15 protein-coding genes are annotated in these 19,415 nt (G+C 67.1%); 2 read left to right on the top strand and 13 right to left on the bottom strand.

Annotation, left to right across the window (positions count from 1 at the left end; genetic code table 11):
• Positions 1-50: 50 nt before the first annotated feature.
• The gene (locus O5M90_RS05050; RefSeq protein ID WP_269840219.1) at positions 51-1,043 is read left to right on the top strand and encodes a quinone oxidoreductase family protein; all 993 of its coding nucleotides are present in this window, start codon (positions 51-53) and stop codon (positions 1,041-1,043) included.
• On the opposite strand, the gene O5M90_RS05045 is transcribed toward O5M90_RS05050, so the two are convergent.
• The 3 genes from O5M90_RS05045 to lspA form a co-directional block, all read right to left on the bottom strand.
• The gene (locus O5M90_RS05045; protein ID WP_269840218.1) at positions 1,023-2,549 is read right to left on the bottom strand and encodes a hybrid sensor histidine kinase/response regulator; all 1,527 of its coding nucleotides are present in this window, start codon (positions 2,547-2,549) and stop codon (positions 1,023-1,025) included. The genes O5M90_RS05050 and O5M90_RS05045 overlap by 21 nt on opposite strands.
• Before the next feature lie 88 nt (positions 2,550-2,637).
• Positions 2,638-3,408: a DUF2189 domain-containing protein gene (locus O5M90_RS05040; RefSeq protein ID WP_269840217.1), complete on the bottom strand. Its 771-nt coding sequence runs from the start codon at positions 3,406-3,408 to the stop codon at positions 2,638-2,640.
• Between the two features lie 41 nt (positions 3,409-3,449).
• Entirely contained in the window at positions 3,450-3,938 is a 489-nt protein-coding gene (gene lspA / locus O5M90_RS05035) for a signal peptidase II (RefSeq protein WP_137942090.1), read from the bottom strand.
• Positions 3,939-4,097: 159 nt separating this feature from the next.
• Here lspA and O5M90_RS05030 point away from each other — a divergent pair, with 159 nt between their 5' ends.
• Entirely contained in the window at positions 4,098-4,607 is a 510-nt protein-coding gene (locus tag O5M90_RS05030) for a DUF1269 domain-containing protein (protein WP_137942091.1), read from the top strand.
• Positions 4,608-4,659: 52 nt separating this feature from the next.
• Here O5M90_RS05030 and ileS read toward each other — a convergent pair whose 3' ends face one another.
• From ileS to O5M90_RS04980, 10 genes are all read right to left on the bottom strand, one after another.
• Complete coding sequence (gene ileS / locus O5M90_RS05025) at positions 4,660-7,500, bottom strand: isoleucine--tRNA ligase (RefSeq protein WP_269840216.1); 2,841 nt, start codon at positions 7,498-7,500, stop codon at positions 4,660-4,662.
• Between the two features lie 89 nt (positions 7,501-7,589).
• Complete coding sequence (locus O5M90_RS05020; RefSeq protein WP_269840215.1) at positions 7,590-8,624, bottom strand: bifunctional riboflavin kinase/FAD synthetase; 1,035 nt, start codon at positions 8,622-8,624, stop codon at positions 7,590-7,592.
• 21 nt (positions 8,625-8,645) lie between these two features.
• A complete protein-coding gene (locus O5M90_RS05015; protein WP_269840214.1) occupies positions 8,646-10,364 on the bottom strand; it encodes an ATP-binding protein in 1,719 nt (572 codons plus the stop codon).
• A gap of 271 nt (positions 10,365-10,635) precedes the next feature.
• The gene (locus O5M90_RS05010) at positions 10,636-11,373 is read right to left on the bottom strand and encodes a pseudouridine synthase (protein WP_137942095.1); all 738 of its coding nucleotides are present in this window, start codon (positions 11,371-11,373) and stop codon (positions 10,636-10,638) included.
• 7 nt (positions 11,374-11,380) lie between these two features.
• Positions 11,381-12,349: a P1 family peptidase gene (locus O5M90_RS05005; protein ID WP_269840213.1), complete on the bottom strand. Its 969-nt coding sequence runs from the start codon at positions 12,347-12,349 to the stop codon at positions 11,381-11,383.
• 17 nt (positions 12,350-12,366) lie between these two features.
• Complete coding sequence (locus tag O5M90_RS05000) at positions 12,367-13,476, bottom strand: acyl-CoA dehydrogenase family protein (RefSeq protein WP_269840212.1); 1,110 nt, start codon at positions 13,474-13,476, stop codon at positions 12,367-12,369.
• Between the two features lie 18 nt (positions 13,477-13,494).
• Positions 13,495-14,673: an acyl-CoA dehydrogenase family protein gene (locus O5M90_RS04995; RefSeq protein ID WP_269840211.1), complete on the bottom strand. Its 1,179-nt coding sequence runs from the start codon at positions 14,671-14,673 to the stop codon at positions 13,495-13,497.
• Positions 14,674-14,808: 135 nt separating this feature from the next.
• Positions 14,809-15,711 carry an exosortase-dependent surface protein XDP1 gene (gene xdp1 / locus O5M90_RS04990; protein ID WP_137942099.1) on the bottom strand — a complete coding sequence of 301 codons (903 nt, stop codon included), beginning with the start codon at positions 15,709-15,711 and terminating at the stop codon, positions 14,809-14,811.
• 120 nt (positions 15,712-15,831) lie between these two features.
• Complete coding sequence (prsT, locus tag O5M90_RS04985) at positions 15,832-18,675, bottom strand: XrtA/PEP-CTERM system TPR-repeat protein PrsT (protein WP_269840210.1); 2,844 nt, start codon at positions 18,673-18,675, stop codon at positions 15,832-15,834.
• Positions 18,676-18,763: 88 nt separating this feature from the next.
• Complete coding sequence (locus O5M90_RS04980; protein ID WP_262970542.1) at positions 18,764-19,414, bottom strand: retropepsin-like aspartic protease family protein; 651 nt, start codon at positions 19,412-19,414, stop codon at positions 18,764-18,766.
• Between the last annotated feature and the right edge of the window lies 1 nt (position 19,415).

Raw genomic sequence — 19,415 nt, 5'->3', positions numbered from 1 at the left:
AAGGCTGGCACGATAGCGGAATTCATCCATTGACGTTGAGGAGAGAGCGCATGAGCCGTCGCGAAAAAGCCGTCCAGATCCTGCAGCCTGGTGCACCGGAGGCGATGCAGCTGGTCGATATCGAGGTCGGCGAGCCCGGGCCCGGCGAGATCCGCATCCGCCATCAGGGCTGCGGCCTGAACTACATCGACGTCTACCACCGCAATGGCGCTTACCCGCTGCCGCTGCCGGCCCGCCTGGGCATGGAGGGCGCCGGTGTCATCGAGGCGGTGGGCGAGGGCGTCACGCATCTGAGCGTTGGCGACCGCGCCGCCTATGCCAGCCAGCCACCCGGCGCCTACTGCACGGCGCGGGTGATGCCGGCGCGCTGCGTGGTGCGATTGCCGGACGCCATCTCGTTCGAGACCGGCGCCGCGATGATGCTCAAAGGCCTGACCGCGCAATACCTGCTGCGCCGTACCCTGCCGCAGGGCGGTCTGCAGGCCGGCGACTTCGTGCTCTTCCATGCCGCCGCCGGCGGTGTCGGTCTGATCGCCTGCCAATGGGCCAAGGCGCTGGGCCTGCAGCTGATCGCGACGGCCGGCTCGGATGAGAAATGCGCGCTGGCGTTGGCCTCGGGCGCGAGCCATGCGATCAACTACCGGCGTGAGGACTTCGCCGCGCGGGTGCGCGAGATCACCGGCGCCAAGGGCGTCAAGGTGGTCTACGACTCGGTGGGCCTGGACACCTTCGAGGGCTCGCTGAACAGCCTGGCGACCTTCGGCCTGCTGGTGAGCTTCGGCAATGCCTCGGGCTTTGCGCCGCCGGTGCAACTGGGCCAGTTGGCCGCCAAGGGTTCGCTCTATGTGACCCGGCCGACCCTGTTCACCCACCTGGCCACGCGCGAGGCCACGCAGGCGATGGCCGATGATCTGTTCTCGGTCGTCGGCAGCGGCCTGGTGAAGATCCATGTCGAGCAGCGTTATGCGCTGGCTGATGTGGTGCAGGCGCACCGCGAGCTCGAGGCCCGCACGACCATAGGCTCAGGCGTGCTGCTGGTCTGAGGGCAGGGGCGAGGGTAGGGATGAGGGTGAGCTGGCCGCCGACTCGGGCGTCGGCAGGCGGGCCATGGCCAGCTCAAAGCTGAAGCAGGAGCCGGTGCCGGGCTGGCTCTCTACCGCGACCTGGCCGCCCATCAGGCCCACCAGGCGCTGCACGATGGTCAGGCCCAGGCCGGTGCCGCCGTAGCGCCGGGTGATGCTGCCGTCGGCCTGGGTGAAGGGGTCGAAGACTTGGGCGATCTGCTCGCGCGTCATGCCGATGCCGGTGTCATGCACCGAGAAGCGCAGGCGCAGCGGGGCCGGCGCGCTGTCTTCGTCCAGGCGCAGGACCTCCAGCCGCACCTCGCCCTTCTCGGTGAACTTCAGCGCATTCCCGACCAGATTGACCAGCACCTGGCGCAGCCGCAGCGCGTCGCCCAGCACGCGCTGCGGCACGCCCGGCTGTACCTTGGCATGCAGCGAGATGCTCTTCTCGTGCGCATGCAGCAGCAACGGATGCAGGGCCTCGCGCAGGCAGTCGTGCAAGGAGAAGGGCTGGCTGTCGATGACGACGCGGCCGGCCTCGATCTTGGCGACGTCCAGCAGATCGTTGATGATGACCATCAAGCCCTTGGCCGAGGTATGGGCCAGCTCGATGAATTTGCGCTGGCGCTCGTTGAGCTCGGTCTGCAGCACCAACTCGGTCAGGCCCAGCACGCCGTTCATCGGCGTGCGGATCTCATGGCTCATATTGGCCAGGAAGCTGCTCTTGGCCTGGCTGGCCGCCTCGGCCACCTCGCGGGCGGCCTCCAGCGCGGCCTGCGAGGCCTTCAGATCGGCGATGTCGCGGGCATTGAACTGCATCACCAGCTCACCGGTGACCGGGTCGCGCATCGGCCGGGCGTCGACGCCGTGCCAGCGTCGGCCGCTGCTGGTCAGCAGTTCCAGATCGGCGCTGAAGGTTTGGCCACGCTGCACCTGGGCGAAGATGCGCCGCGCCAGCTCGGGTTCGGGAAACATCGCCATGAAGGCCTTGCTGCCGCGCTCCTCGGCCAGGCCCCCGAAGCAGCTGGCGGCGGCCGGGTTGCGCATCAGCACGCTGCCGTCCTTCAGGCTGAACATCGCGATGCGCACCGAGGTGTGCTGCAAGGCCTCGACACCGCGCAACATGCTTTTGTCGACCCCGGTGGGCAGCGCGTCGGCGGCGAACAGCATCACCTGGCGTCGGTCCGGTGTGCGAATACCGCGCGACACCAGCAGCACCGTGGTGGCCTGGCCCTTGGGGTAGAGCGTCCATTGCTCGCGCACGATCTTGTCCTGGGCGTGGTCGGCGGCGGTGACCGCCAGGCGCTCGCGCACCATGGGCGTGGTGTCGGAGAAGTCGCGCGACAGGAATTCCTCGGCACTCTCGGCCTTCCAGAAGCTCAGCGCCGCTGCATTGGCCCAGAGATTGCGCTGGCGCTCGGGATCGAAGACCCACATGGGCACATCGAGCCAGTCGTAATGCGTCAAGCTGGAGAAATCAAGCATGGGCGGCAGGGGCCGGAGGAGGAGGGCAACGCCCTCCATTGTGGCGTGAGCCGGATGCTGCGGAGATGAAGAATTTGTGCCGGCTTGTTCAGTCCGTCACGGCGGCGCGGTAGGCGTGCCAGCTGGCATGGCCCAGCACCGGCCCGACCACCAGCAGCCCGGCAAACCAGGGCAGCAGGGCCAGCAGCACCAGCACGGTGATCAGGCCGCCCCACAGCAACATCACGCCGGTCTGGCTCAGCACCAGGCGCAGGCTGGTCAGGCCGGCGGTGACCGCATCGACCGGCCGGTCCAGCAGCATCGGGATCGAGACCACGCTGACCGCGTAGATCAGGCCCGCGAAGACCGCACCGACGCCCAGATAGGTGACGACAAAACCAAGATTCTCGGGGTCGAGGAACTTGGCCAGCGAGCCGGCCAGATCGGGCATGCCGTCGAAGCTGACCGCGAAGATCACCAGCGCGGCGCGGCCCCACAGCATTTCCAGGATCAAGAGCACGCCGCCGAAGATCGCCAGCTGCGACAGTCGCGCTTCCCACGCCAGGATGGAGTCGGCAAAGTCGGGCTGCTCGCCGCGCTCGAGCCGCATGCTGACCTGGTACAGGCCCAGGCACATAAAAGGCCCCATCAGCAAAAAGCCGGCCGACAGCGCCAGCGTGTAGGCCGGCGCATGCTCGTAGACCTTCAGCAGGGTCCAGCCCATGGCCATGAAGCAAAAGCCGTAGAACAGGCCGATGCCGGGGGCACGGATGAAGTCGCGCCAGCCGGCCGCCAGCCAGCGCAGCGGGTCGCTAAAGCGCAGGGTGCGCAGCTGGATGTCAAAGGCCGAGGTCTCGGCCGGCTCGTCGCTGGTGCTCATGGCGCGAGCCTAGGCCAGACGCGAGCAGATGTGTAGCGGGGCTAGCCCTTGCGCACGCGCCGGATCTCGTCCCAGATCAGCAGCACGGCGCCGACCGTGATCGCGCTGTCGGCCACGTTGAAGGACGGGAAGTACCAGCCGCCCCAGTGCAGCTGGATGAAGTCCACCACATAGCCGTGCAGCAGGCGGTCAACCACATTGCCGATCGCGCCGCCGAGGATCAGCGACAGCGCCCAGGCAAACAGGGTCTGGTGGCCGTGGCGGCGCAGCATCACGGTGATGAAGACGGTGGCCACCGCACCCAGCCCAACGAAGAACCAGCGCTGCCAGCCCGAGGCGCCGGCCAGGAAGCTGAAGGCCGCGCCGGTGTTGTGGACCCGCACGACGTTGAAGAAGTCGGTCACATGGCGACTGTCGCCGAGCTGGAAATGGCCCAGGATCAGGGTCTTGCTGAACTGGTCCAGCACGATGATCAGCAGGGCGATGCCCAGCCATTGGATGAGGCGGGGCGAGGAAGAGGACTTGGTCATGAAGAGTGGGTCGGGGCGGGAATGCAGGCCGCTACTGTAGCCGCTGGCTTGATTGCGCCGGCAAACAGGAGTAGAAGAAAGCTCTGGCCGTGCCATGCGACGCGCCCTGCTGCCGCAGACATCGACCTCGTGCACTCAAACGCCTCTAGGAGAGTCCTTATGCGCAAACGCATCTACTGGCTGCTGCCGGATCAAGGCAGCGCGGTCAAAACCATGAACGAGCTCTTGCTGGCCCGCATCAGCGAGCCGCATATCCATTTCGTCGCCCGTGAGGGTGCCGATATGAGCGGCCTGCATGCGGCCAATGTGCTGCAGACCTCGGACCTGGTCGAGGCGGCCCAGACCGGCCTGCTGCTGGGCGCCGGGCTCGGTGCGGCCCTGGGCGTCGTCGGCGCCTATGTGCTGGCCGGCACCGCACCGCCGGCCCTGATCGTGATTGCGCTGGCCGGCATCGGCGCGGTGCTGGGCACCTGGTCGTCCAGCATGATAGGCAGCTCGACCCCCAGCCGGCGGCTGACGCGGTTCGACAAGGCCATCGAGGCCGGCCAGTATCTGCTGATGGTCGATGTGCCGCGCTCGCGCGTCACCGAGATCGAGCAACTGCTGGAGCGCACCCATCCCGAGGCGCATTTCGAGGGCCTGGAGCCCAACGTCCCTGCCTTCCCCTGACCGACCGGGGTCTGGAAACAAGAAGGGGCGCCGCGGCGCCCCTTCTGCTTGCTTAGGCGACGCTGCGCGGCTCGCCCGTGCCGTAGAGATTGCTGTCGCAGCGGCCGCAGATCGTCGGGTGGGCCGGGTTGGCGCCGACATCGTCGCGGTAATGCCAGCAGCGTTCGCACTTGGCCTGGCTCGACGGCGTGACCGCGACGCTGAGTTCATCGGCCGGCACCAGGCTGGCAGCCGAGGTGATCAGCACGAACTTCAGGTCCTCGCCCAGGCTTTGCAGCAGGGCCAGGTCTTGCGGGTTGACGCCCAGGCTGACCTCGGCCTGCAGCGAGGAACCGACGCCGCCGGCGGTACGCACCTCCTCGATGGCCTTGTTGACCGCATCGCGGATTGCATGGATGCGGTCCCATTTGGCGATCAGGCTGCTGTCTGTGCCCTCGAACTGCCAGTAGGTCTCGGTGAAGATCGAACCGTCGGCATGGCCGCCGTCGAAGATGGCCCAGGCTTCTTCGGCCGTGAAGCTCAGGAAGGGCGCCATCCAGCGCAGCATGGCCTGGGTGATCTGCCACAGCGCGGTCTGTGCCGAGCGGCGCGCCAGGCTGCCGGGGGCGGTGGTGTAGAGCCGGTCCTTCAGCACATCGAGGTAGAAGCCGCCCAGGTCTTCCGAGCAGTAGACCTGCAGCTTGGCCACCACCGGGTGGAACTCGTAGCGCTCGTAGTGCGCCAGGATCTCGGCCTGCAGCTCGGCCGCGCGCGCCAGCGCATAGCGGTCGACTTCCAGCAGCTGCGCCAGCGGCACCGCGTCCTTCTTGGCATCGAAGTCGCTGGTGTTGGCCAGCAGGAAGCGCAGGGTGTTGCGGATGCGGCGGTAGGCATCGACGACGCGGGCGAGGATCTTGTCGTCGATGGCGAGGTCGCCCGAGTAGTCGGTCGAGGCGCACCACAGGCGCAGGATGTCGCCGCCGTACTTCTGCGCCGACTCGGCCAGCGGCATGTAGTTGCCCAGGCTCTTGCTCATCTTGCGGCCGTTGCCGTCGACGGTGAAGCCATGGGTCAGCAGGCCGCGATAGGGCGCGCGGCCGTATAGCGCACTGGCGATCAGCAGCGAGGAGTGGAACCAGCCGCGATGCTGGTCATGGCCTTCCAGATAGAGGTCGGCCTCGGGGCCGCTCTCGTGCGCCGCGCCGGCATGGCTGCCCTTGAGCACATGCTGGAAGGTCGAGCCGGAGTCGAACCAAACGTCGAGGATGTCGCTGCCCTTGCTGTATTGCTCGGCCTCGGCCCCCAGCCAGTCGGCGGAGTCCAGCTTGGACCAGGCCTCGACGCCACCGGTCTCCACCAGCTGCGCGGCGCGCTCGATGAACTCCAGCGTGTTCGGATGCGGCTGGCCGCTGTCCTTGTGCAGAAAGATCGGCAGCGGCACGCCCCAGCTGCGCTGGCGCGAGATACACCAGTCCGGCCGGCCGGCGATCATGTCGTGCAGACGAGCGCGGCCGTTCTCGGGATAGAAGCTTGTCGCGGCGATCGCTTCAAGCGCCGTCTGGCGCAGTGTCTTGGGCGCCTTGTCGACGGTGAAGACACCGTCGCCTTCGTCCATGCGCACAAACCACTGTGCGGCCGCGCGGTAGATCACCGGCGTCTTGTGGCGCCAGCAGTGCGGATAGCTGTGGGTGATCTTGCTGTGCGAGAGCAGGCGGCCGGCGTCTTCCAGTGCTTGCGCGATCAGCGGATTGGCCTTCCAGATGTGCTGACCGCCGAACAGCGGCAGCTCGGCCTCGTAAGTGCCATTGCCCTGCACCGGGTTCAGGATGTCCTTGAAGGCCAGTCCGTGGGCGACGCAGGAGTTGAAGTCATCGAGGCCGTAGGCGGGCGCCGAATGGACCACGCCGGTGCCGTCCTCGGCGGTGGCGTAGTCGGCCAGGTAGATCGGGCTCTCGCGGTCATAGCCGGCGTCGACATGGGCCAGCGGATGTTTGAACTTCAGCAGGTCGAGCTGCTTGCCCAGCGTCGTGGCCAGCACCTGGCCCTCGAGCTTCCAGCGCGCCAGGCATTTCTCGACCAGGGCCTCGGCCACCATGAAGATGCCGCGCGGCGTGTTGACCAGGGCGTAGCTCAGCTCGGGGTTCAGATTCAGCGCCTGGTTGGCCGGGATGGTCCAGGGCGTGGTCGTCCAGATGACGGTGAAGGCGTCCTTGGCCAGCGAGGGCAGGCCGAAGGCGGCGGCCAGCTTGGCCGGCTCGGCGCTCAGGAAGGCCACGTCGACGGCCGGGCTCTGCTTGTCGGCGTACTCGATCTCGAACTCGGCCAGCGAGGAGCCGCAGTCGAAGCACCAGTAGACGGGCTTCAAGCCGCGGTAGACGAAGCCGCGCTCGAACAGGCGCTTCAGCACGCGGATCTCGCCGGCCTCGTTGGCGAAGTTCATCGTCTTGTACGGGTTCTCCCAGTCACCCAGCACGCCCAGACGCTTGAAGTCGGTGCGCTGCTGGTCGATCTGCTCGGTCGCGTAGGCGCGGCTCTTGGCCTGCACCTCGTCGCGCGGCAGGCCGCGGCCGAAGGTCTTCTCGATCTGGTTTTCGATCGGCAGGCCGTGGCAGTCCCAGCCGGGGATGTAGGCGGCATCGAAGCCCGCCAGCTGGCGCGCCTTGACGATCATGTCCTTGAGGATCTTGTTGGCCGCATGGCCGACATGGAGCTGGCCGTTGGCGTAGGGCGGGCCGTCGTGCAGCACGAACTTGGGCGCGCCGCAGCGCGACTCGCGCAGGCGCTTGTACACGCCTTTCTCGTCCCAGCTCTTGACCCAGCCCGGCTCGCGCTTGGGCAGGTCGCCGCGCATCGGGAAGGGGGTGTCGGGCAGGTTCAGCGTGGCGCGGTAATCCGGTTTGGTGGCGTCGGTCATGGCAGGCGGCAGTCAGGGGCAGGCGTGAGCCTGCAAATCGGAGGTGTGCCGGGGGGCACAGGCTGAGAGGTGGGGGCGCGCTCAGCGCTTCAAATTCGGTCGCGCGTGGTCTGGCGGCGCAGCGAGGCATGGGTTGCCACATGGCCCGCCAGGTAGGCGCGCGCCTCGTCCACGTCCTGACGGATCGCGGCCGTCAAGGCGTCCAGCCCCTCGTAGCGGGCTTCGTCGCGCAGTTTGTGCAGGAGTTCCACGCGCACGAGTTTACCGTAGGCCCCGTCGGAGCCCAGCTCGGCCGGCCAGTCCAGGCAATGCACTTCCAGCAGCACCCGGCCGGCATGCTCGATGGTCGGCCGCACGCCCAGCGAGGCCACGCCGTCCAGCGGCCCCTGCGCCAGCCCATGGGTGCGCACCGCATAAATGCCTTTGGCGGCCGGCTTGTCATGCGGAAAGCGCAGGTTCAGCGTGCGAAAACCATCGGCCGCGCCGGCCGCCGATTCGCCCAGCATCCGGCCCAGTTTCTTGCCATGCACGATATGGCCCGAGATCGAGTAGGGCCGGCCCAGCAGGCTGGCGACCGCCTCCATATCGCCCTGGCTCAGCGCCTCGCGCACCGCCGAGCTGGACACGCGCAGGCCATGAACCTCGTAGCTCATCATGCGGGCGACATCGAAGCCCATGCGCTGGCCGGCCGCGTCCAGCGTGGCGTAGTCACCCTGGCGCTTGGCACCGAAGCGGAAATCGTCGCCCACCAGCACGTACCTGGCGCCGAGGCCCTGTTGCAGAACCTGCTGGATGAAGTCCTGCGCGCTCAGCGAGGCCAGCGACGCATCGAAACGCAGCACGACGACCTGGTCTATGCCGCAGCGCTCCAACTCGCTGAGCTTGTCGCGCAGCGGCGCGATACGGGCCGGCGCGAGCTCGGGCTTGCCCAGTTTGGCGGCGAAAAAGTCGCGCGGATGCGGCTCGAAGGTCAGCACACAGGTCGGCAGACCGCGATGCAGGGCTTCCGATTTCAGCAGTGCCAGCATGGCCTGATGGCCGCGATGCACGCCGTCGAAATTGCCGATGGTCAGCGCACAGGCGGGCGCGATGCCGGGATGGTGGAAGCCGCGAAAGACATGCATCCAGGGATTATCTACGCAGGCCTAGGCCAGAGCGGGCGCGCGCAGATGGCGTTGCACCATCGCCGCCAAGTCATCCAGTTCGAAGGGCTTGACCAGGTAGTCGTCCATGCCGCATTCGAGGCAGCGGTCGCGGTCGCTGTTCACCGCGCTGGCGGTCAGTGCGACGATGGGCAGGCGGGTCAGCCCCTGGCGCCGCTCATGGGCGCGCCAGCTCTGCGTGGTCTCGAAGCCGTCGAGCTCGGGCATCTGGCAGTCCATCAGCACCAGGTCGTAGTTGGCGCTCTTGAGCCGCTCCAGCGCCTGCAGGCCGTTCTCGGCCTGATCGACGACCAGGCCGCAGCGCTCCAGCATGCTGGAGGCGACCAGCAGATTGACGGCGCTGTCGTCGACCAGCAGCACCCGGCCGGCCAGCTGCGGCAGCTCGGTCGGGGCTGGCGGCTGGCTGTTCTCGGGCGCCGCGCAGACCTGCAGCGGCAGCGTGAACTCGAACACCGAACCCTGACCGGGCATCGAGGCACAGCGCAGATCGCCGCCCATCGCGCGGGCCAGCTCGCGCGAGATCGTCAGGCCCAGGCCGGTGCCCTCCTGGCGGCGCGGCGCGGCGCCATCGCCCCGCAACACCTGCTCATAGGGCGCGAAGACCCGCTCCATCTGGTCGGGTGCGATGCCTTCGCCGGTGTCGCGCACCGCAAAGCGCAAGAGGGTGCCGGCGCGCATGTCCAGCACCGTGCTGACCTCGACCGCGACCCGGCCGCGCTCGGTGAACTTGATCGCGTTGCCGACCAGGTTGTGCAGCACCTGCTTGATGCGGTCGGCATCGCCTTGCACACAGACCGGCAGGGCCGGGTTCAGGCTGAGCTCGAAGGCCAGGCCTTTCTCGCGTGCGCTGCCCGACAGCAGGCGGCAGACATCGTCGACCGCCTCGCGCAGCAGCACCGGGCCGGACTCGACCACCAGCTTGCCCGACTCGATGCGGGACAGATCCAGGATGTCGTTGACCAGGGTCAGCAGATGGCGGCCCGAGCGGCGCACGATATCGATCTGCTCGCGCTGCTGGGCGTCGAGCGCCGAGCGCTCGAGCAGCTGGGTCATGCCCAGGATGCCGTTGAGCGGCGTGCGGATCTCGTGGCTCATCACCGCAACGAAGCGGCTCTTGCTGCTGCTGTCGCGTTCGGCCGACTGCAGGGCCTGCTGGCGCTCCTCGGCGATCCAGGCGTTCTCGAAGCGCAGGCGCAGCAGCTCGATGCTGCGGGCCTCGGCGCGGCGCGACTCGAGCTGGGTCAGGGCCAGGAACAGCCCCAGGCCGGCGCTGACGAAGAGGCCGGCCGGCGTGCCCAGGCTCAGGTGGTAGGCCATCAGCGGCGCGAAGGCCAGCACGGAGAACAGCAGATGGGCGCGCCAGACGCTGCCCAGCGAGAACAGCCCGACGGCGCCCAGCCCCACCATTGAGGCCAGGATGATGCCGTCCAGGTCCGGCACGGCCGGGTTGTGGAAGAGCCAGCCCATCGCCCCCCAGCTCAGCGCGTCCAGCGCCAGCAGGACCATATAGCGCAGCTGCCAGCGGGCACTGTCGCCGCAGGCCGGCCGCGCACGGCGAAACTGCAGCACGTCCAGGCAACGCAGACCGCCGATGGCGAGCCGCGCGGCCAGCCAGCCCAGCAGCAGCGGGCGGGGCAGGTGCTGCCACAGAAAAATGACCGGGAAGCAGCTGAACAGCAGGCCCGCCAGCGTCGGGGCCATGGTCATCTCGTACAGCGATGCGAGGCGCTCCGACGCCACCTGCGCGGTGATGTCGGCCCTCGCTTCGTTATTCCCTCGGCCCCTCGTGGGCTCCACTCTGATCGTCTGTGTCATACAGCCAGGACGCGGCACCCTTGCTGGGTGCTCTAGGACGGGTGGCGGCAAGCAAGGCGCTCGCCGCATCAATCCCTAGATTCTACAGATCGCCGATGACAAACATCCTAGGAGGAACCCGCAAGCGTGGTGCGGCCGCCGCAAAGCCTAGGGAAACTCAGGGGGTGATCAGGCTCGGGCTGCTGACCCAGGTCCACTGGCCGGGCTTCAGATCGGCCGGCAAGGTCAGCGCGCCGAACTGCGGACGGTGCAGGGCCTCAACCCGATTGCCGACCGCCGCGACCATGCGCTTGACCTGGTGGTACTTGCCTTCGATCAGGGTCAGACGCAGGCCGTGGGTGCCCGCCGCCGTATCGAAGGCCTCGGCACCTTCCGCGCGCGCCTGCTCGGCCTTGCGCGCGGGCTTGCCAGGCGCCGGATCCGGCTCATGCAGTTCGACGCCGGCCAGCAGCCGCGCGACCTGCTCCGGCGTCACCTCGTGCTTGCACTGCGCTTCGTAGATCTTGGGCACATGGTGCTTGGGGCTGGTCAGCTTGTGGATCAGGCTGCCGTCATCGGTCAGCAGCAGCAGGCCGGTGGTGTCCTCGTCGAGCCGTCCGACCGGCTGCACATTGCGCTCGCGCAGCGGCCCGGGCAGCAGGGTCATCACGCTGGGATGGTGCTTGGGCTTCTGGGAACACTCGTAGCCGGCCGGCTTGTTCAGCAGGATCAGGGCCTTCTCGTAGAAGGGCCAGGTCTTGCCGCTGACGACGAATTCCAGGCCCTCGGTCTCGAATTCGGCATCGGCGTCCTCGATGAGCTCGCCGTTGACGCTGACCTCACCGTTGTAGATCAGACCGGCGCACAGGCGGCGGGTGCCGAAGCCTTGGGAAAATAGAATTTGTGACAGACGCATGGGCCGATTATCCGGCCAGCTCGGCCACAGCCGGCAGGCCGGGCAGGCCGGTCGCGGCCCGCACCGCGCGCAGGACCGCGCGGGCGGTGACCTCGGCCGCCAGCGGCCCGAGCAGGCGGAGGTCGCCGCGTTCGCCCGTCGTGCCTGTGGCCAGCGAGAAGATCACATCGCCATCGCTGACCGTGTGGACCGGGTTGATCGTGCGGGCCAGGCCGTCGTGTGCCATCTGGGCCAGCTTTTTGGCGGCTGCCTTGTCCAGGCTGGCATCGGTCGCGACGATGCCCAGGGTGGTGGCCGTGCCGCTGAGCGGCACGGCGGGCAACTCGCCGCGCAGCATCGCCTGCAGCATGCCCAGCGGCTTGCCGTCGTCGCCGCGCGCGCCGGCGATCAACTGGCCGCTGGCCGGGTCGATGATGTCACCGATCGCATTGACCACCACCAGAGCGCCGACGGTGATGCCACCGACCGTCACCGAGGCCGTGCCGATGCCGCCCTTCATCGCGTGCGCAATACCGCGCAGCTTGCCCAGCGTGGCACCGGTGCCGGCGCCGACCGAGCCCTCGGCCGGCGCTCGCGAGCTGGCGGCCTCGCAGGCCGCATAGCCCGAGGCCGCATCGGGGGTGATCGCCGGATCGCCCAGCCAGAGATCAAACAGCACGGCGGCCGGCACGATGGGCACACGCGCGGGTCCCACCGCGACACCGTGGCCACGCTCGGCCAGCCAGCGCATCACGCCGCTGGCGGCGTCCAGACCGAAGGCGCTGCCGCCGGCCAGCAGCAGGCCATGAACCCGGTCCACGGTGTTCTCGGGCGCCAGCAGATCGGTCTCGCGGGTGCCGGGCGCGGCGCCGCGCACATCGACGCCGGCGGTGGCCCCTTGCGGGCATAGCACGACGGTACAGCCGGTCGGGCGGCGGTGGTCGGTATGGTGGCCGACCATCAGGCCGGCCACATCGCAGATCGAGGAATCGGGCATCAGGCCGCCAGCCCGCCTCAGGCGAAGACGCCCGCCGTGTCCTGCATGCGGGCGCTGACCTCGCCGAGGTGGTGCAGGCTGTCGCCGAACTGCATTTCCATGGTCGTCAGGCGCTTGAAGTAGTGGCTGCCGATGTACTCGTCGGTGACGCCGATGCCGCCATGCAGCTGGATGCATTGCTGGCCGACGAAGCGCAGGGACTGGCCCAGCTGCAGCTTGGCCTGCGACAGCGCCCGGCGCCGCGAGGCGGGCTCGTCGCCCAGCTTCAGCGTCGCGAAATAGCTCATCGAGCGCGCCAGCTCCAGCTGCATCTTCACATCGGCCATGCGATGGCGCAGGGCCTGGAAGCTGCTGATCACGACGCCGAACTGCTTGCGCGTGTTCAGGTACTCGGCCGTGATCGCGACCAGCTTCTCCATCGCGCCGACGCCTTCGGCGCACAGCGCGGCGATGCCGATATCGATGGCCTGCTCCAGCATGGCCAGGCCCTGCTCGGGGCCGACCAGCAGCGTGGCGGGTGTGTTGATGAGCGTCAGATCGGCGGCGCGCGAGCCGTCCTGCAGGCTGTAGGGGCGGGTCGAGACGCCGGCCGCGCTGCGTTCAACCAGGTAGAGGGCCAGGTCCCCCTGGCTCAGCGCCGGGACGATGAAGGCATCGGCCTGGTCACCGGCCGGCACCAGACTTTTGGCGCCCGACAGGTGCAGACCGTCGGCGCGGGTGCTTGGCTGATCGAAGCGGTAGCGGGCGCCACGCTCCTGATGAGCCATCACGATCAGGGCCTCGCCGCCAGCGATCTTGGGCAACCAGGCCGCTTGTAGCTCGGCCGGTGCGTGGGCGAGCACGGCCGGCGCGATCAGCGCAGCCTGGGCATAGGGCTCCATCACGATGCCGCGGCCCAGCTCTTCCATCACCACCATGGCCTCGACCGGACCGAAACCCATGCCGCCCTGCGCCTCGGGTACGGCCAAGGCGCTCAGGCCCAGGCCGACCAGGCCCTCCCAGGCTGGCCTGGAAAACCCGCCGGCCTTGACGCTGGCGTGGCGGCGAGCGAAGTCATAGTCCTTGTCGACCCAGCGGCGCACGGCGTCGCGCAGCGATTCCTGGTCTTCATTGAAGTCGAAATCCATGATCTTCTGTCCTTTCTTTCAGCCGAGCACCGTCTGGGCGACGATATTGCGCTGCACTTCGTTGGAGCCGCCGTAGATGGTGGTCTTGCGATAGTTGAAGTAGTGGCTGGCCAGCGGCGCGCAATGGGCGGCGCCGATATGGTCGCCCTGCCAGCCGGCCTCCATCGCTTCCTGGATGAAGGGCAGGGCGAAAGGCCCGGCCGCCAGCATCATCAGCTCGGTATAGCGTTGCTGGATCTCGCTGCCGCGGATCTTCAGCAGGCCGGCGACATCCAGGCTTTGCTTGCCACTCTTCTCGGCCGACAGCACCCGCAGCACCATCATCTCCAGCGCGACGATGTCGACCTCCAGCAGTGCGATGTGGTCGCGAAAGCGCTGGTCCTCGAACATACCTTCGCTCTTGGCGATGCGCTTGAGGCGCTCGAGTTCACGCTTGGCGCGGTTCACATCGGCGATATTGGTGCGCTCATGGGCCAGCAGGTACTTGGCATAGGTCCAGCCCTTGTTCTCCTCGCCGACCAGGTTCTCGGCGGGCACCTCGACATTGTCGAAAAACACCTCGTTCACCTCATGCTCGCCGTCCAGCATGATGATGGGCCGCACGGTGACCCCGGGCGACTTCATGTCGATCAGCAAAAAGCTGATGCCGGCCTGGGGTTTGACCGAGGTGTCGGTGCGCACCAGGCAGAAGATCCAGTCGCCGTACTGGCCCAGCGTGGTCCAGGTCTTCTGGCCGTTGACGAGGTACTTGTCACCCTGGCGCTCGGCCCTGCATTTGACCGAGGCCAGATCCGACCCCGAACCCGGTTCGCTATAACCCTGGCTCCACCAGACCTCGCCGCTCATGATGCCGGGCAGATGGCGTTGCTGCTGCTCGGGCGAGCCGAAAGCCATGATGACCGGCGCCACCATCACCGGGCCGAAGGGGACGACTCGTGGCGCTCCGGCCAGCGCGCATTCCTCCTCGAACAGATGGCGCTGCACGGCATTCCAGCCCGGCCCGCCGAACTGCTTTGGCCAGGCCCAGCCATGCCAACCCTTCTTGCCAAGAATCTTGGCCCAGCGCTGCATATCGTCCTTGGACAGTCGCAAGGCGTTGTGCACCTTGTGGCTGATGTCCTTGGGCAGGTTCTCGGCCACCCATTGCCGGATCTCGGCCCGGAAGGCCAGTTCCTCGGGGGTGAAGTTCAGGTCCATGCTGTCTCCTCGAATACTTGCTGCTTTTTAGCACGAGCGTTCGATTTACAGCTGTCTCGGCAGGGACAAAACCCCGCTGGGCGGTCCAAAACGAACAAAGCGCCTGCAAGAGGCGCTTTGTTTGGGGTGCTTGGCTCAGGCTCGTGAGGAGCGCCGTGACACACGCAGGGCCAGCAAGGCCGCCGCTGCCAATGCCAGCGACGCCGGCTCCGGAATGCCGGTCGACGGCTCCTGCTTGCCAGCGCCAGCAAAGGAGAACAGCTTGAAGTAATCCTTGTTACCGTCGCCGGCCACTCCGCCCAGATTCGAATTGAAGGCACTGATCAGCCACCAGCTGGAACTCTTGTTCTTGCTGGCGTCCGCATTGTTATTGAAGGTCGCGCTGGGACTGTTGGTGTTGGTCGATACGGCCAGATCAAAGACATTGGCCACCAATTCCCAGCCTTGGCCGTTGCCGTCAAGAATGTCGGCCTTGATGTCGGCCGTGGTCTTGCCCTGGATGTTCGGGGCATCGGCGCCGACATAGCGCAGGATGGTGATGTCGGCGTCGTTCGTGCGCCAGCCGATGTTCAATGCGTTCAGCGCGACCGCCGAATCGAACTTGATCAGCAGAGAGTCGGTATGGGTGTTGTTGTCCACCGAGTGCTGACCGCCACTGCTGGTTTCGTTGTAGTCGTTGACGATGCCGAACTCGACGCCGTCATACCTGCGCACCGAAGCCTTGTCGTAGCTTGAGCTGCTCGCGCCGCTGAATCCGGTAGTCGACCAGCCGGTCAGGGTTGCGTTGTTGACAACAACGCCCGAGGTGGCGCCGCAGCCATAGGCATTGCCGATATTGCTGACATTGCCGTTGGGGCCTGCAACCGTGCTCCCGCTGGCAGTCTGCGTGCAGGTGCTGGCTTTCCATGTCCAGGAGTCCGCTGCAAATGCCGGTGCGGCAAAGCCGGCGCCAAGCAAGGCGAGCAAGGCCAGGCATTTCAGAGGTTTTTTTGCCGTCATAGATGTCTCCGGAACGCAATCAGCTTGAAAAAGAATCATGGCTGACGTAGAGCAAAAAACAGGCCAAGCACACGATTCTGAGGTTTGACAGGCACTTAGCGTCGGTGCCTGGGTTTCCCATGGCAGGAATGTAAGCTTTTTTGACAGTCAAGTGCCCCCTCATTTGAGGGTTTGGAGCAGCGGCAGGGCTGCGGCGCGGATGTCGGCCGAGAGCGAGCCCTTGAGCGCCATCTGGAGCTCCTCACGGGCTTCTGCTTTTCGACCCAGCGCGGCAAGCACCACGCCCAAGTGGTAGCGGATCTCGGGGTTGTCCGGCTCGCGCAGACGGGCATCCCGCAGCAGCTGAAGCGCCCGCTCGTTCTGCCCGAGGCGGTGATAGGCCCAACCGGCCGTGTCAATGACCAGCGGATTGCGGGGCGCTTGCTGCAGCGCCGCTTCGGCGGTCTTGACCGCTGCCGCCGGCTGATCCAGGCGCAACTGCACATTGGCCAGGTTGTTCAAGACTTCTGCGTCTTCGGGCCTCAATTTCAAGGCCGCCTCATAAGACCGTTGCGCTGCAGCAAAGTCGCCGGTGCGCGCCTGGGCATCGCCCAGTGCCTTGCGCACGACCAGGTCCCCGGGCTTGCTTTTCAGCCATTGCTCGGCGAGCTGGATCGCGGGTTTGCCGCCATCCTGTGCCGCGAGCACACGGAACAGCCGCAGCAGATGGGTGCTATTGGGCTGGAGCTCCAGGGCGCGACGCAAGGATTCCTGTGCCGGGCCGGGCTGCTCGCGGGCCATATGAATGTCGGCCATCAGGTTGTGACCGATCGCCGCACGGGGCTGCAGTTGCAGGACCTGGCGGGCGCTCTTCTCGGCCTTGACGAGATCTCCCCGTAGCAATTCGGCGCTGGAGTTCATGGCCAGCGCCCGCGTCGACTGAGGCTCGGTAGACAGCACTTTCTCCAGCGTGTAGACGGCAGCATTGGGGTCGTTGGCCGTCATTTGCAGCTCGGCCACGCTCAAGAGCAGGCCGCTATCGAAGCCGGCCTTGCGCGCGGCCGTCGTCAGGGTGCTGCGCATGCCGGGAATATCGCCGCCCAGGAACTGAGCCTGGGCGTAGGCGTTCAGGGCCTTGACGTCGTCGGGCGTGCGACCCAGCAGGCGCTTGGCGGCCGCCAAGGCGGCTGCGGCATCACCGGCCCGCAGATGCCAGGCGACCAGCGCGTGCTGGGCCTTCAAGGCGCCGGGGCCATTGCCCTCGACCGACCGCTCCAGCCAGCGCAAGGCGTCTTCGGGCTGGCGCCTCAGTTCCGACAGGGTTGCCATTTCGAAGAGCACGTCGGCATTGCGCTCGTCGGCCTTCAGCAAGGTCTTGAGTTGTGCGTCAGCCTCGGTCAGCTTGCCCGAGGCCAGCTCCACCCGTGCCAGCCCCAATCTCGGCTCCAGAAGCTCCGCGTCCAAACTCAGGGCCTTCTGATAGGCGGTGCGTGCGCCGGCAAAGTCACCGGCGCGCTGCTTGGCGATGCCCGACAGCGTCCAGACGCTGGGGTTCTTCGGGTGGTGCTTGACCAATTGGTCGGCGATCTGGCCCGCCTTCTTGAATTGCCTGCTGCCCAGATGGCGACTGACCAGTGCCATGCCGGCTTGCAACTGGCGTGGATCCTTCTTCAATGCGGCTTCGAGCTCGGCAAGACCGCTGGCCGTTTGGCCGCTCTGCAGCAGTCCCAGGCCCAAGACGGTCCTGAACTCGGCCGAATCGTTGCCACGCAGGGCGTCCTGCATCATCGAGGTCGCCTTGGCATGGCGCCCTTGTGAAACCAGCACCGAGGCATACATGGCCAGGGCCTGACTGTCGGCAGGCTGGGCACGCAGATAGGGCTCCAGCACCTCGGCAGCACGCTCGGGCTTGTTCTCGTCGATGTAGATCTGTGCCAGCAGCTTGACCAGCGGGCTAGGCCCCATCGCCCGGTGTGCAGCCTCCAGATAGGGCAGGGCCTTCAGATACTCGTTGAGCGCGAAGTGCGCCAGCCCATTGAGCATCAGGATCTGCGGGCGGTAGCGGATGAATTCGATCGGCACCGGGTCGAGCAGCGATGTGACACGGTTGAGGGCGGCGTTGGATGCGGCGATATCGCCGCTGCTGCGTGCCAGCAGGGCCTTCAGGTAGAGGCCGCGCGGATCCTCGGGCGCCAGTTCCAGCAGCTTGCCCAGATCGATGGCCGCTTCCTTGCGACGGCCCTGGTCGATCTGCACGCCGACCCGTGCCAGGCGGGCATCGATGTGCGCGGCGTCGACCCGCAGTGCTTGGTCGTACGCTGCCATGGCAGCCGCGATATCTCCGCGAGCGTGGAAAACCGTGCCTTTCTGATAGTGTGCTTCGGCCGAATTGGGTCCCAGGCGCACGGCGCCCTCGGCCACTTTCAGGGCTTCATCGAGTTGCCGCGCCCGCACGCGCAGCGGCACCTCCAGTAACCAGACCTCGAGATTGTTCCGGTCGATGCCGCGCGCCTCTTCCAGCACCATGAAAGCGGCGCGGATATCACCCCGGTCGGCATGGGCCGAGGCGTACTGCAGGAGCATTCTCTGCCGCAGTGCCGGAGGCAGGCCGTCAGGCTTGAGTTCGGTTCGCTCCAGCACCTGGCCAGGCTTGCCTTGGGCCGCCAGCGATTGAGCCAGTGCCAGGGCGATTTCGCTGCGGTCCACACCCAGGCGCAAGGCCTCGCCGAAGGCGATCTCGGCGCCGGCCGCATCGCCGTTGGCCAGCAAAGCCCGCCCCAGCAGCACCTGCACCGGCAGCAGATTCTTGTCCTGCTGCAAGGCATTCTTCAGCTGGATGATGGCGCCGGCCATGTCCTTGCGCTGGTAGCGGCTCAGGGCATCTTCGTAGAAGGCGGCAGCTTTGCCAGCGTTGGCCAGGCAGGATTGGGAAACCAGACTCAGACCTGCAAGCAGCAGGCCGGCAAGTCGGCGCTGCGGCCATCGCTGACTGGAGCGGGACCGGGTCTGACTGGCACAAGGCATGGGGGCAATCGTTGGCTGACGCATCGTGGTAATCATACGTTCCGCCAATGCCTCGCCCGCCTGATCCCACCCGCAGGCGAGGGGGCCCTCAGTAACGCAACTCCAGCGTCATGACATCATTCTCCCTGCGCATCTGAAAGCGCGTCAGAAAGCTGTTGCCCAGCAGCACATGGCTCATCTGGCCGGGCAGGATGATGGCGTCGACATTGCGCACCTCGACCTCGCCGACGCGCACCGAGGCGAGTTGCAGCAGATGGGCCGGCACCGTGCCGTTGGCGGTCTGTGTCATCACGCGGCGGCCTTCGCGGAACTTCAGGCCCAAGCGTTCGGCCTCGCTCTGGGCGATCGCAACATTGGTGGCGCCGGTATCGACCAGGAACTGCGTGGTCTGGCCGTTGATGCTGCCCTGGGCGACGAAATGCCCACCGGGCCCCGAGGCCAGCACGATCTGCCGGCCCGCGCCCGTGGCGGCCTTGCCGTCACCGATGCGGCCGGGGGAGGCGCCCAGCACCAGGGTCTGGCGCCGGCCGCCGAACTCGACGGTGGCGCGACCGTCCTCCAGCGCCAGCAGCTTGACGCCGCGCACGCTCTGGCCCAGCGCCACGGTGCGCGCCTCGCCGTCGATCAGCAGCAGGGCCGATTGGGCGCCCAGGCTGCCGTTGAAGCTGACGCTCTGGCCCCAGGCCGCGCCGACCATCAGCACCAGGGCGAACAGGGCGGCGGCGCGGGGCGGCGGCACG

Origin of the sequence: Paucibacter sp. M5-1, assembly GCF_027498415.2 — a bacterium.
GTDB lineage: Bacteria > Pseudomonadota > Gammaproteobacteria > Burkholderiales > Burkholderiaceae_C > Roseateles_E.
Note: the sequence above shows the minus strand (reverse complement) of the source record. Positions and strands in the feature narration are given on the sequence as shown.

What these genes read in the sequence shown, in the direction of transcription:
- O5M90_RS05050 (WP_269840219.1), top strand. Translation starts at nt 51, where the DNA reads ATGAGCCGTCGCGAAAAAGCCGTCCAGATCCTGCAGCCTGGTGCACCG.
- O5M90_RS05045 (WP_269840218.1), bottom strand. Translation starts at nt 2,549, where the DNA reads ATGCTTGATTTCTCCAGCTTGACGCATTACGACTGGCTCGATGTGCCC.
- O5M90_RS05040 (WP_269840217.1), bottom strand. Translation starts at nt 3,408, where the DNA reads ATGAGCACCAGCGACGAGCCGGCCGAGACCTCGGCCTTTGACATCCAG.
- lspA (WP_137942090.1), bottom strand. Translation starts at nt 3,938, where the DNA reads ATGACCAAGTCCTCTTCCTCGCCCCGCCTCATCCAATGGCTGGGCATC.
- O5M90_RS05030 (WP_137942091.1), top strand. Translation starts at nt 4,098, where the DNA reads ATGCGCAAACGCATCTACTGGCTGCTGCCGGATCAAGGCAGCGCGGTC.
- ileS (WP_269840216.1), bottom strand. Translation starts at nt 7,500, where the DNA reads ATGACCGACGCCACCAAACCGGATTACCGCGCCACGCTGAACCTGCCC.
- O5M90_RS05020 (WP_269840215.1), bottom strand. Translation starts at nt 8,624, where the DNA reads ATGCATGTCTTTCGCGGCTTCCACCATCCCGGCATCGCGCCCGCCTGT.
- O5M90_RS05015 (WP_269840214.1), bottom strand. Translation starts at nt 10,364, where the DNA reads ATGGCCCCGACGCTGGCGGGCCTGCTGTTCAGCTGCTTCCCGGTCATT.
- O5M90_RS05010 (WP_137942095.1), bottom strand. Translation starts at nt 11,373, where the DNA reads ATGCGTCTGTCACAAATTCTATTTTCCCAAGGCTTCGGCACCCGCCGC.
- O5M90_RS05005 (WP_269840213.1), bottom strand. Translation starts at nt 12,349, where the DNA reads ATGCCCGATTCCTCGATCTGCGATGTGGCCGGCCTGATGGTCGGCCAC.
- O5M90_RS05000 (WP_269840212.1), bottom strand. Translation starts at nt 13,476, where the DNA reads ATGGATTTCGACTTCAATGAAGACCAGGAATCGCTGCGCGACGCCGTG.
- O5M90_RS04995 (WP_269840211.1), bottom strand. Translation starts at nt 14,673, where the DNA reads ATGGACCTGAACTTCACCCCCGAGGAACTGGCCTTCCGGGCCGAGATC.
- xdp1 (WP_137942099.1), bottom strand. Translation starts at nt 15,711, where the DNA reads ATGATTCTTTTTCAAGCTGATTGCGTTCCGGAGACATCTATGACGGCA.
- prsT (WP_269840210.1), bottom strand. Translation starts at nt 18,675, where the DNA reads ATGCCTTGTGCCAGTCAGACCCGGTCCCGCTCCAGTCAGCGATGGCCG.